The sequence below is a fragment of the Micromonospora sp. BRA006-A genome (assembly GCF_033433935.1).
GTDB classification, from domain to species: Bacteria; Actinomycetota; Actinomycetes; order Mycobacteriales; family Micromonosporaceae; genus Micromonospora; species Micromonospora aurantiaca.
Window position 1 is genome coordinate 3,573,595 of sequence record NZ_JANCLW010000001.1, and the last position, 14,040, is coordinate 3,587,634.

13 protein-coding genes, 1 tRNA gene and 1 pseudogene are annotated in these 14,040 nt (G+C 74.8%); 4 read left to right on the forward strand and 11 right to left on the reverse strand.

Features of this window, described 5'->3' with window-relative positions; all coding sequences use genetic code 11:
• The first annotated feature begins 25 nt into the window (after positions 1 to 25).
• The 3 genes from NMK34_RS16225 (at position 26) to NMK34_RS16235 (ending at position 1,664) form a co-directional block, all read left to right on the forward strand.
• A complete protein-coding gene (locus NMK34_RS16225; RefSeq protein ID WP_318334104.1) occupies positions 26 to 859 on the forward strand; it encodes a universal stress protein in 834 nt (277 codons plus the stop codon).
• A 125-nt stretch (positions 860 to 984) separates the two neighbouring features.
• Complete coding sequence (locus NMK34_RS16230; RefSeq protein ID WP_013286381.1) at positions 985 to 1,194, forward strand: hypothetical protein; 210 nt, start codon at positions 985 to 987, stop codon at positions 1,192 to 1,194.
• Complete coding sequence (locus NMK34_RS16235) at positions 1,191 to 1,664, forward strand: hypothetical protein (RefSeq protein WP_318334105.1); 474 nt, start codon at positions 1,191 to 1,193, stop codon at positions 1,662 to 1,664. Before NMK34_RS16230 ends, NMK34_RS16235 begins: the two co-directional genes overlap by 4 nt.
• Here the strand turns inward: NMK34_RS16235 and NMK34_RS16240 are convergent.
• Positions 1,661 to 1,861: a hypothetical protein gene (locus tag NMK34_RS16240; protein WP_318334106.1), complete on the reverse strand. Its 201-nt coding sequence runs from the start codon at positions 1,859 to 1,861 to the stop codon at positions 1,661 to 1,663. The two genes, NMK34_RS16235 and NMK34_RS16240, sit on opposite strands and share 4 nt — an antisense overlap.
• 125 nt (positions 1,862 to 1,986) lie before the next feature.
• On the opposite strand from NMK34_RS16240, the gene NMK34_RS16245 reads away from it, so the two are divergent.
• Positions 1,987 to 2,643 (forward strand): hypothetical protein, encoded by a 657-nt coding sequence (locus NMK34_RS16245; RefSeq protein WP_318334107.1) that lies wholly within the window; start codon positions 1,987 to 1,989, stop codon positions 2,641 to 2,643.
• Positions 2,644 to 2,646: 3 nt separating this feature from the next.
• Here NMK34_RS16245 and NMK34_RS16250 read toward each other — a convergent pair whose 3' ends face one another.
• The 10 genes and pseudogenes from NMK34_RS16250 to NMK34_RS16295 all read right to left on the reverse strand — a co-directional run.
• Entirely contained in the window at positions 2,647 to 2,826 is a 180-nt protein-coding gene (locus NMK34_RS16250; protein ID WP_318336472.1) for a hypothetical protein, read from the reverse strand.
• Between the two features lie 66 nt (positions 2,827 to 2,892).
• Positions 2,893 to 4,169, reverse strand: a pseudogene (locus NMK34_RS16255) (hemolysin family protein).
• Positions 4,169 to 4,366, reverse strand: a complete 198-nt coding sequence (locus NMK34_RS16260; protein WP_030503909.1) for a hypothetical protein — start codon at positions 4,364 to 4,366, stop codon at positions 4,169 to 4,171. The pseudogene NMK34_RS16255 and the gene NMK34_RS16260 overlap by 1 nt, the downstream one beginning before the upstream one ends.
• A gap of 45 nt (positions 4,367 to 4,411) precedes the next feature.
• Positions 4,412 to 6,175 (reverse strand): selenocysteine-specific translation elongation factor, encoded by a 1,764-nt coding sequence (gene selB, locus NMK34_RS16265; RefSeq protein ID WP_318334108.1) that lies wholly within the window; start codon positions 6,173 to 6,175, stop codon positions 4,412 to 4,414.
• 5 nt (positions 6,176 to 6,180) lie between these two features.
• Positions 6,181 to 7,473 carry an L-seryl-tRNA(Sec) selenium transferase gene (gene selA / locus NMK34_RS16270; protein ID WP_318334109.1) on the reverse strand — a complete coding sequence of 431 codons (1,293 nt, stop codon included), beginning with the start codon at positions 7,471 to 7,473 and terminating at the stop codon, positions 6,181 to 6,183.
• Between the two features lie 23 nt (positions 7,474 to 7,496).
• Positions 7,497 to 7,592 (reverse strand) — tRNA-Sec (locus NMK34_RS16275).
• Between the two features lie 45 nt (positions 7,593 to 7,637).
• Positions 7,638 to 8,810 (reverse strand): NrfD/PsrC family molybdoenzyme membrane anchor subunit, encoded by a 1,173-nt coding sequence (nrfD, locus tag NMK34_RS16280; protein ID WP_318334110.1) that lies wholly within the window; start codon positions 8,808 to 8,810, stop codon positions 7,638 to 7,640.
• A complete protein-coding gene (locus NMK34_RS16285; RefSeq protein ID WP_318334111.1) occupies positions 8,807 to 9,850 on the reverse strand; it encodes a 4Fe-4S dicluster domain-containing protein in 1,044 nt (347 codons plus the stop codon). The genes nrfD and NMK34_RS16285 overlap by 4 nt, the downstream gene beginning before the upstream one ends.
• Positions 9,843 to 13,166: a formate dehydrogenase gene (fdh, locus tag NMK34_RS16290; protein WP_318334112.1), complete on the reverse strand. Its 3,324-nt coding sequence runs from the start codon at positions 13,164 to 13,166 to the stop codon at positions 9,843 to 9,845. The genes NMK34_RS16285 and fdh overlap by 8 nt, the downstream gene beginning before the upstream one ends.
• Positions 13,167 to 13,465: 299 nt before the next feature.
• Positions 13,466 to 14,040, reverse strand: a 575-nt coding sequence (locus NMK34_RS16295; RefSeq protein ID WP_318334113.1) for a hypothetical protein, incomplete at its 5' end; no start/stop codon positions are given.

Sequence of the window (14,040 nt, forward strand, 5' to 3'; positions counted from 1 at the left end):
GAGCACCGGCCACGAGGAGGTACTGGTGAACTCGGCGAACGGGGCCGCGGTGGTGGTCGGGGTGGACGGCTCCGAACCGTCCACCCGGGCGGTCCGCCTGGCGGCCCGGGAGGCACGGCTGCGCAACCGCCCGCTGCGGGTCGTCCACGGGTTCATCTGGCCGCTGCTGCGCGTACCGGTCTCCGCGCCGGCCGGTTCGCCACCCGGCGCCGGGCTGCGCAACCAGGCCGAGCAACTGGTCACCGACGCGGTGGCGGTGGCCGAGGCCGAGTCGCCGGGGCTGCGCGTCACCGGCGAGATCATCGACGGGGAGGCGGCAGCGGTGCTGCTCGGCGAGTCCCCCACCGCCGCCCTGGTCGTGCTCGGCGATCGCGGCCTGGGTGGCTTCGCCGCGCTCGTGATCGGGTCGGTGGCGGTGCAGGTCGCCTCGTACGCCGACTGCCCGGTGCTGATCGCGCGCGGCATCGCCCACGACGGCGGCCCGGTCGTGGCCGGCGTGGACGGCTCGACGCTGTCGCGCGCCGCTGTCGAGTTCGCCGCCGAGACCGCGTCCGCACGCGGCGCCGCGCTGCGCGTGGTACACGCCCGCCCGCGCGGCCGGGACGACGCCGAGGAGGAGCGGGTGCTCACCGGGGCGCTCGCCGGGATCGGTGACCGCTGGCCGGACCTGCCGTTGCACACCGAGGCGGTACGCGCCAAACCGGTCGCGGCGCTGACCGCCGCGTCGGCCGAGGCCCAGCTGGTCGTGGTGGGCCGGCAGGGCCGGGGCGAGCTGGGCGGGCTGCTGCTCGGCTCGGTGAGCCAGGGGATCCTGCACCGTTCCGCCTGCCCGGTGGCTGTGGTCCGCGCCGCCGATTGAGCAGCGCCCAGCCGCCCCGGCTGAGCGGCGGTCCGGCCGGGAGGGGATCCGCCCGGCAACGGTTGGTCCCGGCCCGGGCGGGTAGACGCCTACGGTCAGCCGACAGCGATCCGCAGGAGGCAGAGATGCCAGGACCACGGCCGGGCAGCAACGCGTACGACAAGCAGCGGGCACGCCTTCGCGACCTCGTCGAGCAGTCCGGACGGGCGTCCGACAAGGAGGCGAACCAGGTCGCCAACCGGATCCTCCAGGACGACAGGGGGCAACGCGGTGTGGTCCGGGGAGAACGGACCTACGGCCCCAAGGGCAACCGGGAACCGGGTGACCCGAAGTGAGGACGGCAGCGGTTGTCGACGGCGCCATCGCGGGCGCCGTCGGCAGCGCCGTCCTCAACGCGGTCTCGTACCTCGACATGGCGCTGCGGGCCCGGCCGGCCAGCAGCACCCCCGAATCGGTCGCCGGACGGCTGGCCGACGTCACGCACGTCGACCTGGGCCCCGGTGACGAGGCGGAGAACCGCCGCTCCGGTCTGGGGCCGTTGCTCGGCTACGCCACAGGCATCACCGCGGGCACCGCGTTCGGCCTGCTCGCCGCGCGGCGGCGGATGCCGTTGCCGCTGGCCACGGTGCTGCTCGGCGGCGGGGTGATGGCCACCTCGGACGGCGGGATGACGGCGCTGGGCGTGACCGACCCGCGCACCTGGCGGCGCAGCGACTGGGTCTCCGACCTGGTCCCCCACCTGGCGTACGGGCTGTCGGCCGCAGCCACCTGGCGGCGGCTGCGGCCGGCGTCGGCTCGCGGTTAGCTCTCGTCGTCGGCCACCGGCTCACCGGCCGGGCCGTACGGCGACACCTGTCCCCTGGGGACGGGCCGCCCCGCGTCCGCGTTCGACGTGCCACGGCCTCGCGAACGGCCGCCCGCCTGGGTGGCCGTCTTGCGGCTGTCCTGGCTGGTGGCGCCGAGGTCGTTCCGGCGCAGTTCCTCCTGCTGCGGCTTGACCACGGGTCTCTCCTTCCGGTGGGGCGCACGGCCGTCGACCGCGCACCCGACAGGCGTACCCGTCGCCGCCCGGCGCATTCCGGATCGGCCGGGGGTCTGGCCGGGGCCGGGGCGGGTAACCCGGGTGGATGCCAGACGATCGCAACGTCGCACGGGCCCTGCTGGACCGGCAGTCCCGCACGTACGCGGAGGAGGCCGGCATCGCCCTCGCGGACCGGCCCGGCCCGCTCTACCAGCTGCTGGTGCTCACCACGCTGCTGAGCACCCGGATCCGGGCCTCGGTGGCGGTGGCCGCCGCCCGGGAGCTGTTCGCGGCCGGGTACCGGACCCCGCAGGCGATGGAGGCGGCGACCTGGCAGGACCGGGTCGACGCGCTGGGCCGGGGCCACTACCGGCGCTACGACGAGCGGACCGCGACCATGCTCGGCACCGGCGCCCGGCTGTGCCTGGACCGCTGGCACGGCGACCTGCGCCGGCTGCACAAGGAGGCCGGCGCCGACCGGGCCGTGCTGCGCCGGCTGCTCACCGAGTTCCCCGGCATCGGCCCCACCGGGGCGGACATCTTCCTGCGCGAGGCGCAGTCGGTGTGGCCGGACGTGCGCCCGTACGCCGACCGGCGCACGCTCGCCGGGGCGAAACGGCTGGGCCTGCCGGCGAGCCCGGGTGACCTGGTCGGGCTGGTCGGCGAGGCCGACTTCGGCCGGCTCGCGTCGGCGCTGGTGCGGGTCGCCCTGGGCGAGGAGTCGGCCGGCGAGGTGAGCCGCAGCGCCGCCACGGCCCGCTGAGGGCTACTTGGCCGGGTCGGGCTTGGTCAGGTTCCAGGCCAGCAGCGAGGCGAGCAGCGCGAGCAGCACCACGCCGCCGGAGACGCCCTCCTCGCCGCTGCCGCGGCTTCCGGTGAAGCCGAAGTAGATCACGGCCAGTCCGGCCAGCACGGTGATGAACGTACGCAGTCCTCGGTCCTTCACGCCCGCACCGTACGACCGGCGGCGCGGGCCGGGACGGGGATCGGGCGGTTGTCCCCCGTCCGGGTGTCAGTCCGGGGTGCGGCCGACGGCGGGGCCGCGCAGCCGGACCCGGCGGATCGCCCGTCCGGCCACCTCGACCACCTCGACGGTGAGGCCCGGCAGCCGCACCCGCTCCCCCGGGCCCTCGGGCAGCCGGCCCAGCCCGGCCAGCACCAGCCCGGCCATCGTGGTGTACTCCCGGGACAGCGGGAACGTCACCCGTACGCCCACGTCGGGCAGGTCGTGCAGCGGGAAGTCGCCCGGCAGCAGCAGCGCGCCGTCCGGCTCCCGCACGGCGCGGCGCACGTCCCGGTCGGTCTCGTCGTACAGCTCGCCGACGACCTCCTCGAGCAGATCCTCCATGGTGACCAGGCCGTCCACGCCGCCGTACTCGTCGACCACCAGCGCGAGCTGCTCGTGCCGCTGGCGCAGCTGCCGCATCGCGTCGGCCACCGGCAGCGTGCCGGGCAGCAGTACCGGCGGGCGGGCCCGGTCGCCGACGAGCGCGCCGCCGGCGTCCACCAGGTCGCGGATGTGCACGGTGCCGCGGACGTCGTCGAGCCCGCCGGGGCCGATCACCGGCGCCCGGGACCGGCCGGTGGCCGCGAGCCGGCGCATCGCCTCGGCCGCCGGCAGGTCGGCGGGCAGCGTGGTCACGTCGCGGCGCGCGACGAGGATCTCCCGCAGGGTACGGCCGGCGATGTCGAACGCCCCGGCGAGGATCTCCCGCTGCTGGGCGGACAGTCCCCGCTGGCTGACCAGCATCTCCCGCAGCTCCTCCTCGGTCACCTCCTCCCGGCTGGCGCGCGGGTCGCCGCCGGCGAGCCGGACCAGCAGGTCGGTGGAACGGCCGAGCAGCCACACCGCCGGCCGGGACAGCCGGGCCAGCAGGTCCAGCGGTGCGGCGCTGATCAGCGCCCACCGTTCCGCCGTCTGCATGGCCAGCCGCTTGGGCGCCAGCTCGCCCACCACGAGCGTGAGGAACGTCAGCAGCAGCGTCACCACGAACACCGCGACCGGGCGGGCGGCCCGCCGAGGAAGCCCAGCGGGCCGACCAGCGGCTCGGCGAGTGTCACCGCGGCGGCGGCCGAGGCGAGGAACCCGGCGAGCGTGATGCCGAGCTGGATGGTGGCCAGGTAGCGGTTCGGTTCGCGGGTGAGGCGGCTCAGCCGCGCCCCGGCCCCCCCGGAGCGCGCCAGCCGGCGCAGCTGCCCCTCCCGCAGGCTCACCAGGGCCATCTCGCTGCCGGACAGGGCCGCGTTGATCAGGATGAGGACCAGCACCAGCGCGATCTGCACGCCCATCAGTCGGTCTCCAGGTCGTCCAGGGAGATCGCGTGGGTCATCAGCCAGCGGGCCAGCGCGGCCATCCCGAACAGCCACAGCGGCGCCGACTCGGTGGGGCCGTTCGTGGCGTAGATGGCGAACCGCAGGTCCGGTGCCCGGTACGCCTCGATCCGCCACTTGTGGTTCTTGTCCCGCCAGACCGCGGAAGGGTCCATGGCGCCACGGTAGGTGACCGGGGCGGGCGGGCGACGCCTGTTGGCTCACCCGGGCGGGCGGACCACCTCGCGGGCGTCGTCGGGCAGCCGGCGGGTGGCGCCCCGCCGGTCCAGCAGCTCCAGCAGCGGCACCGCCACCCGGCGGGTGGTGCCGAGCGCCTGCCGGGCGGCACTGAGCGTGAACGGCTGCGGCAGCCCGGCGAGCACGCGTACCGCGTCGTCCGGGGCGCCGGGGAGCAGCACCACGTTCTCGGCGAGCTTCAGCAGCGCGCCGGCGCGTACCGCGGCGCCGATCTCGCGGGGCCCGAGCCCGAGGTCGGCCAGGTGGTGCGCCTCGGGGGCCTGGAACGGGCGGTCGCCGTACTCGGCCCGGACCCGGTCCACCGCCCGGGCCACCGGGTCCGGCAGCGTGCCCTGCGGCGCGGCGGTGACCAGGCCGTCGCGCAGCCGCAGCGGTGGGCGCAGCAGCGCCGTCACCAGGGCGCGGTCGGGCAGGTCGAGCCGGTGCCGCAGCACGTCGACGGGTACGCCCGCGGCGAGCGGATGCTCGGCGGCGTACCGGGTCACCTCCTCGGTGAGGCGGCGGCCCAGGTCTCGCCAGTGCTCCGGGTCGGCCAGCCACTGCCCGGCCACCGGCGTCGCGGCCGGCGGCACGCCCATCCGGGTCAGGTCACCGGCCCGGATCAGCAGTCGCCGGCGCAGTTCGCCGGGCAGATCCGGCCGCCCGTCCAGGCCGGCCAGCACCGCCGCGCGGGCCGCCGCCGCACCCCGGCGGCGCAGCGGCGGCGGGTCCACGTCCAGCACCGTCACCCCGCCCGCGACGTGGTGCCGGCCGGGATCGCGCAGCAGCGCCCGGTCCCCGATCAGCAGCGGCAGCGGACGGGCCAGGCGCAGCCGTACCGTGTCCGGGCCCAGCGGCCGGACCCGGGCGGGCACCGCCGCCGCGCCCACGTGCAGGGTGAGAGTGGCCGGCAGGTCGGCGGCCGGGTCGCCGGACAGCCGCACGTCGAGCAGGTCGGTACGCCCGAACCGGCCGGGTGTGAGCAGCGCGTCGCCACGCCCGACCCGGTCCCGGGGCAGGCCGCGCAGGTTCACCGCGACCCGGGCCACCGCCTCGACGGCGGGGTGCGCGACGCCGAGCGAGTGCAGGCCGCGTACCCGCACCGCCTCGCCGGTGCCGGCCAGCTCCAGTTCGTCGCCCACGCGCAGCCGGCCGCCGCCGAGCGTGCCGGTGACCACGGTGCCGCTGCCGCGTACCGTGAACGCGCGGTCCACCCAGAGCCGCACCGGCGCGTCGGCGGCCGGGTCGGGCAGCCGGGCGACCAGGCGGTCCAGGGCGGCGCGCAGCTCGGGCAGACCGGCGCCGGTGACCGCGGAGACCGGCACCGCCTCCACCTCGCCCAGCGACGTCGCGGCGATCTCCGTGCGGGCGCGCGTCGCCGCCGGCCCGGGATCGGCCAGGTCCGCGCGGGTCACCGCGAGCAGGCCGTACGACACGCCCAGCGCGTCCAGCGCGGCCAGGTGCTCGGCGGACTGCGGCATCCAGCCCTCGTCGGCGGCCACCACGATCAGCGCGGCCGGGACCGGCCCGACACCGGCGAGCATGTTCGGCACGAACCGCTCGTGCCCGGGTACGTCGACGAACGCGATGGTGCCGCCCGACGGCAGCATGGTCCAGGCGAAACCCAGGTCGATGGTCATGCCGCGGCGGCGTTCCTCCGCCCACCGGTCCGGTTCCATCCCGGTCAGCGCCCGCACCAGCGTCGACTTGCCGTGGTCGACGTGCCCGGCGGTCGCCACCACGAACATGCCGGTCAGTCCCCCACGCTCAGCACGGCCGTGCGGACCCGGTCGTCGGCGGCCTCCGGCACGGCGCGCAGGTCCAGCAGGAGCCGGCCGTGCAGCACCCGGCCGAGGATCGCCGGGTCGCCGGTGCGCAGCGGCTCGGCGTACCGCTCGGGCAGGCTCAGCGCCCACGAGTCCAGTTCCACGCCGGGCGCCCCGCCGCCGCCGACCACAGCGACACTGGGCACCACCTCGGCCTTGCAGCCGTCCTCACCGAGCCGGCCACGCAGCCGCTCCAGCCGCTCCCGCAGCCGGGCCGGGTCGGCGTGCAGCGCGTCCCGGGTGGGAGTGGACGGCGCGTACAGGGTGGCGGCGAGCGCGGCGAGGGTGAGCTTGTCGACCCGCAGCGCCCGCGCGAGGGGGTGCCGGCGCAGCCGCTGCACCAGGTCGGCGTCGCCGAGAAGCAGACCGGCCTGCGGACCACCGAGCAGCTTGTCGCCGCTGGCGGTGACCAGGTGCGCGCCCGCCCGCAGCGTGGTGGCGGCGTCCGGCTCGGCGGGCAGCAGCGGGTTCGGCGCGAGCAGCCCCGACCCGATGTCGGCCACCACCGGTACGCCGAGCGTGGCCAGCTCGGCCACCGGCACCGCCGACGTGAAGCCGGTGACCACGAAGTTCGACGGATGCACCTTCAGCACGAACCCGGTGCGCTCACCGATCGCGGCTTCGTAGTCGGCGCGCGTGGTGCGGTTGGTGGTGCCCACCTCGCGCAGCCGCGCACCGGTGCTGGCCAGCAGGTCGGGCAGGCGGAACCCGTCACCGATCTCGACCAGCTCGCCACGGCTCACCACGATCTCCCGGCCGGCGGCCAGCGCGGTCGCGGCCAGCACCAGCGCCGCCGCGCCGTTGTTCACCACGTGCACCGCCCCCGCGCCGGGCACCGCCGCGGCGAGCGCGTCCAGCGCCTCCCGGCCGCGCCGCGCCCGCCGGCCGGTCCGCAGGTCCAGCTCCACGTCGGTGTGCCCGGCGGCGGCGACCAGCGCGTCCACCGCGGACGGGGCGAGCGGGGCGCGTCCCAGGTTGGTGTGCAGCACGACGCCGGTGGCGTTGAGCACCGGGCGGGGCGTACGGCCGGGCAGGCCGGCCAGCGCCGCGTCGCGTACCTGATCGGGGGTCAGCTCGCCGCGTCGCGCGCGGGCCTGCGCGCTGACGATCGCGGCCTTGACCCGGTCGCGGCCGAGCGTCGCGGCGGCGGCGGCCAGCGCGGGATCGGCGAGCAGCGCGTCGGTGCGCGGCACCCGCCGGTGCGGGTCGACCTCACGCATCGCGCACTCCCGGGAACGGTACTTGGCGGAGACGGACGGGAATCGAACCCGCCTGGCCCGGGTCCCGGACCACACCGGTTTTGAAGACCGGGAGGGGCACCAGCCGCCTGAACGCCTCCACGCAGCAGTCAACCACAGCGGACGGGAGGCCGCCCGGGGAGGTGTCAGACCTGGTCGGCGGCCCGCCGGTCGGCGCGTTCGCGCTGCGGCACGACCGTGTACCGCGGATCGCGTGCCGAGGCGACCCCGCCGTGGAAGATGCCGAACCGGGTGCACACCGACGCGGCGATCAGCGCGCCGCCGGACAGCGCGGACAGTACCCGGCTGCGCCGGCCGACCAGCGCACCGACCACACCGGCGGCGGTCAGCGCGCGGCCCGCGCGCAGCAGCTTGCCGGGTGTGCCCCGCGTGTAGGGCTCGCTGAGCAGCCCGAGCCGGTTCTCCACCCGGTGCGAACCCCACAGCTCCATCGCCGCGCCCGCGACCGCGAGGCGCCGCGCCGGACCGGCCTGCGCGCCGGGCGCGGCCACCAGCCCGACACCTGCGCCGCTGGCCAGGGCGCTGCCCGCGAAGATGGCGGGCAGTTCCGGGTACGCCTCGTGCCACGACGGCACCGCCGTGTCCGCCAGCAGCACCCCGGTGTACGTGGCCAGCGCCGGCGCGGTGACGGCGGCGACCACACCGGCGGCGTGCCCGGCCGGGGGCAGCAGCCGGCGGCCCAGCCCCAGCACGCCACGATCGGGCAGCAGCGGGGCCGCCTCGGCGATCGCCGCGACCCCGGCGGCCGGGCCGAACACGCTGAGGATCCAGGTGCCCACCGACATCGGCGAGGTCACCTTCGCCACCCGCAGCATGTGGTGGAAGCGGGACGGCCGGCCCAGGTCGTTCACCAGGAAGTACGTGCTCGCGCCCACCGCCGCGAGCGCGGTGACCCGGCCGGCGCGGCGCAGCGCGGGACGGCCGGTGAGCTGCCCGCCCGCCGCCAGCAACGAGGAACCGGCGGCGAGACCACCGGTGAACAGGTACGCGGCGATGTCCCACCGCCACACCGGCGGCTTGAGGATGGGCCGGCCGTAGTAGGAGGTGAACTCGGCCGGCGGGACGTTGAGCTGCTCCCCGCCGCCCCTGCCGCGGCGTCGGCGTGGTTCCGCGTCGCGGGGCGGGTGCGGGGCCAGGCCGGCGTCGCGGGAGCCCTCGTCGGTGCGGCCCACACCGGGACCGGCGGCGGTGGCCCGGCTGCCGTTCTCCCGCTCGGCGGCGCCGCCGTTCTCCTGTTCGGCGGACAGGCGGTCGCGGAAGCGGCGGAACAGGTCACCGACCGGGCTGTCCGGGCTCACGACGATCCTCCGACGAACGCGGCGACGGCAGCCGCCGCCATGGCCAGGGCGGCGAACCCGGCCCGCTTCCACATCTTCGGCAGGTCCCGGGTGGTGACCACCGGGTCCGGCGGCAGCCCGTACACCTCGGGTGAGTCCAGCAGCAGGAAGAACGCGCCGTCGCCGCCGACGCCGTCGGTCGGGTCGTGGCCGTACAGGCGCGCCTCCGGCACGCCGCGCTCGTGCAGCGCGGTGACCCGCTTGGCGGCGCGTTCCCGCAGCTCGTCGAGCGGGCCGTACTGGATCGACTCGGTCGGGCACGCCTGCGCGCAGGCGGGCGTCATGCCCGCGCCGATCCGGTCGTAGCACAGCGTGCACTTCCACGCCCGGCCGTCGCCCTTGCGCTGGTCGATCACGCCGTACGGGCAGGCGGAGATGCAGTAGCCGCAGCCGTTGCAGATGTCCTCCTGTACCACCACCGTGCCGAACTCGGTGCGGAACAGCGAACCGGTCGGGCACACGTCCAGGCAGGCCGCGTGCGTGCAGTGCTTGCACACGTCGGACATCATCAGCCAGCGGAAGTCGGTGCGGCTCTCCGGGCCGGTGGCCCGCCCGGGCGGCTGGGTGCCGGGCATGCCGAGGAACTCCGGACCGGCCGCCATCCGCGCCGCCGCCTCCGGCTGTCCCGGCGGCAGGCCGGGGTTCGTACCGGTGTCGGGTGCCGTGACCGCGCCGGCCGCCGCCGACGCCGGGCTGGTCGCCGGGCCGGTCGGGTCGCCGGCGAACGGCGGCGTGCGGTGCCCGGCCGGGCGGGGCTGCTCGATGAACGCGACGTGCCGCCACGAGTTCGCGGTGAGCGCGCCGGTGTTGTCGTACGACATGCCGAGCAGGTCGAAACCCGAGTCGGGGACGCCGTTCCACTCCTTGCAGGCCACCTCGCACGCCTTACAGCCGATGCAGACGCTGGTGTCGGTGAAGAAGCCCATCCGGGGCGGCGCGGAGACCCAGCCCGCGTCCGGGGCCGGGTCCAGCGGGCCGTACAGGCTGTTGGCGTCAGGCATCCCGATCCCCGTCCTGGTGCGCGGCGGCCGACTGCTCGTCGGTGCTGCCCGCGGCGTCGTCCCCGCCTGCGGCGTCGGTGGTCACCACCGGCACCTTGCGGTCCGGTGTCATCCCGGCCCGCCGCTGGTAGTCGCCGACCAGGTCGAGCAGCGGAGGGCCGGTGGGCCGCCGCCCGGGACGGATGTCGCAGGTGCCGACCTTGCTCTCCTGGATGAGGACGTTCGGGTCCAGCGTGATGCCGAACAGGTCGTTGGCCGAGTCGCCGGTGACCAGACCCTCGGTGCCGAAGTGGTACGGCAGCCAGACCTGGTGGATGATCCGGCCGTCCACCCGCAGCGGGGTGAGCCGGTCGGTGACCAGCACCCGCGCCTCGATCACCGCGCGGCCGCTGATCAGGTGTGCCCAGCCCAGGTGCGCCAGCCCGATCTCGCCGGCCAGTTCCGGGGACACCTCGACGAACATCTCCGGTTGCAGCTCGGCCAGGCGCGGCACGGTACGGCTCATCCCACCGGCCGTGTGGTGCTCGGTGAGGCGGCTGACCGTGAACACGTACGGGAAGACCTGGCTGTGCGGCTCCGGCGGGCTCGGGTTCATCCGGTTGATCGGGTGCTCGTAGATCTTGCGGGTCGGGTTGGCCTGCTGACCGTAGAGCGGGTTGCGCATCGGCGACTCGGCGGGCTCGTAGTGCGTCGGCAGCGGGCCGTCGAGGACGCCGCTCGGCGCGTACAGCCACGCCTTGCCGTCGCCCTGCATGACGAACGGGTCGTCACCGGCGAGCGCGGCCGGGCCGGAGGCACCGTCCGGCGGCCGGTACGACGGCGGCTTCGTCTTCTCGAAGTCCGGCACGTCGTATCCGGTCCACTCGCCGGCGTGAGGATCCCACCAGACGTACTTCTTGCGCTCGCTCCACGGCCGGCCCTCGGGGTCGGCGGAGGCGCGGTTGTAGAGCGTGCGGCGGTTCGCCGGCCACGCCCAGCCCCACTCGGCGGCCACCCAGTCCTGCTCGTGGCGGGACCGGCGGCGGGCCGCCTGGTTCACCCCGTCGGCGTAGACGCCGGAGTAGATCCAGCAGCCGATCGCCGTCGAGCCGTCGTCGCGGGCCTCGCCGAAGGCGCTGAGCGGGCGGCCGGTCGCCACCTCGTACCCGTTGATCTCCCTGAGCACCGCCTCGGCGCTCGGCTCCGCGTGCGGACCGTGCGTGGGATAGTCCCAGGCCAGGTCCAGCAGCGCGCGGTCGCGGCGCTCGGTGGAGCCGGCCAGCTTGTCCCGCAGCACCCGGCCCAGGTGGTAGAAGAACCACAGCTCGGAGCGGGCGTCGCCCGGTGGGTCGACGGCCTTCTCCCGCCACTGCAGCAGCCGCTGCGTCTGGGTGAAGGTGCCCTCCTTCTCCACGTGCGAGGCCGCCGGCAGGAAGAACACCTCGGTGCGGCACTCCTCCGGCACGATCTCACCGGTGGCGACCTCCGGGCCGTTCTTCCAGAACGTGGCGCTCTCGATCATGAACAGGTCGCGGACCACGAGCCAGTCCAGGTTGGCCATGCCCAGGCGCTGGGCCCGGCCGTGCGCCGAGCCGACCGCCGGGTTCTGGCCGAGCAGGAAGTAGCCCTTCACCTTGCCGTCGATCATGTTCAGGACCTGCTGGTACGTGCCGTGGTCGCCGGTCATCCGGGGCATGTAGCCGTAGCAGAAGTCGTTCTCCGGCGTCGCCGCGTCACCCCAGTACGCCTTGAGCAGGCTCGCCGCGAAGGCCCGCGAGTCGCCCCAGAAGCCCTTCTGGCCCGGATGCCGGATGCTGTTCACCCAATCGTCGAACGTCGCGTGGTCGGCGTGGTGCGGCATCGGCAGGTAGCCGGGCAGCAGGTTGAACAGCGTCGGGATGTCTGTGGAGCCCTGGATGCTGGCGTGCCCGCGCAGCGCCAGGATGCCGCCACCCGGGCGGCCCATGTTGCCCAGCAGCGTCTGGATGATCGAGCCGGTGCGGATGTACTGCACGCCGACGCTGTGCTGCGTCCAGCCGACGGAGTAGACGAGCGCGCCGGTGCGCTCCCGGCCCGAGTTCTCCGTCCAGGCGCGCGCCAGTTCGAGGAACTTCTCCTCCGGGATGCCGCACACGCGGGCCACCATCTCCGGGGTGTAGCGGGAGAAGTGCCGCTTCAGGATCTGGTAGACGCAGCGCGGGTGCTGCAACGTCTCGTCCCGCGGGGCCTTCGCCGGCACCGGCTCGCCGTGCGACTCGTGCTCCAGCCCGGATGCCGAATCACGTTCCTTGCCGGTGCCCCGGACCTTGGCGTTGTCCTCCTGCCCTTCGTACTGCCAGCTCGCGTGGTCGTACGAGCCGGTGTCCGGGTTGTAGCCGGAGAACAGGCCGTCCAGGTCCTCGGTGTCGGCGAACCGCTCGCTGACGATGTTGGCCGCGTTCGTGTACGCCAGCACGTACTCCCGGAAGTCCAGCTCGTTCTCCAGGATGTAACGCACCACGCCGCCGAGCAGCGCGATGTCCGTACCCGCGCGGATCGGCAGGTACGTGTCGGCGAGCGCGCTGGTACGCGTGAACCGCGGGTCGACGTGGAAGACCTTCGCGCCGCGCTTCTTCGCCTCCATCACCCACTGGAAGCCCACCGGGTGGGCCTCGGCCATGTTCGAGCCCTGGATGACGATGACGTCAGCGTTGGCGAGGTCCTGCTGGAAGTCCGTGGCGCCGCCGCGACCGAAGCTGGTCCCCAGACCGGGGACGGTGGCGGAGTGTCAAATACGGGCCTGGTTCTCGATCTGGAGTGCCCCCATCGCCGTGAACAGCTTCTTGATGAGGTAGTTCTCCTCGTTGTCCAGCGTCGCGCCGCCGAGACTGGAGATGCCCAGCGTCCGGTTCAGCGGGCGGCCCTCGTCGTCGACGTCCTCCCAGGTCTCCGCGCGGGCGGCGAGGATCCGGTCGGCGATCATGTCGAGCGCGACGTCGAGGTCCAGGTCTTCCCACTCGGTCGCGTACGGCCGGCGGTAGCGCACAGTGGTCTGGCGCAGCGGGCTGGTCACCAGGCTCTTGCTGGCCGAGCCCTTCGGGCAGAGCCGGCCGCGCGAGATCGGGCTGTCCGGGTCGCCCTCGATCTGGGTGACCCTGCCGTCGGAGTGGAAGACGCGCTGCCCGCAGCCGACCGCGCAGTACGGGCAGACCGAGCGGGCCATGCCGTCGGCGGTCTCGGTGCGGGGGGTGAGCTCCGCGGAGCGGGCCGACTGGGCGGCGGCGCCGCGGCCGAGCGGGTCGGTGCCGGTGAGTTGCCGGTAGACCGGCCATCCCTGGATGAACGTCTTGAAACCCATCCGCGCACCCCCTCTCCGTCGAGAACGGCTCACCTCTGCCTGTAACCCTAGGCCAGCGGTCCGGGGCGTGCGACTCGAGCCCACAGACAGAGCCGCCCCGGCCGGATGGCCGGGGCGGCTCTGGGCGTCGGTGTGCATGTCGCCTCTCGGCGAGTGGCGCGACGCGGCTCCAGCCGAACGGTATTCCGCGAAGGCGATTTAGGTGAGGCCCGGGGACACTGGACACACCGACGCTCTGCACAACGGTACCGGGGTCACGGTTCTTCCGCTCGTTCGTCGTGACCCCGGTCACCGCCGGGTCAGTTGTTCCAGTGCTGGGCGACGAGGTCGGCGGCCTGCTGCTCCCACTGGGCGTAGTGGTCGGGGTAGGCGGAGACCTGGACGGTCTGGGCGGCCTTGGTCAGGGGCATGTCGCGCCAGCCGTCGACCTGCTTGAGGCCCTTGAGGAAGGCGGTGGTGGAGTATTCGGGGTCGGTGATCTGCTCGACGGTGCCCCAACCGGAGGAGGGGCGCTGCTGGAACAGGCCCTGCGAGTCGTGGTCGTTGCGGTCGCCGAGGTGGCCGAGGTTCTCCAGCTTCGACTCCTGCAGGGCGGTGGCGATGGAGACGACGGCGGCGCGTTCGTCCATGCCGGCCTTCTTCGTGGCGGCGATGATCGCCTTGACGTTGGCGGTCTGCTCGTCGTCGAGGTCGATGTGGGACTGGGTGCCCTGGACGCCGTGCGGGATGAGCGCGGCGCTGTCCAGCTTGCCGGCGGCCTGCGTCGTGGTGACCGCGGCGTCTCGGGCAGTGGGGGTGCTGGTGTCGTGGTTGAGGGGGCCGGCGGCGAGGCCACCGGCGACGGTCAGACCGGCGATACCGAGGATGCTCTTAC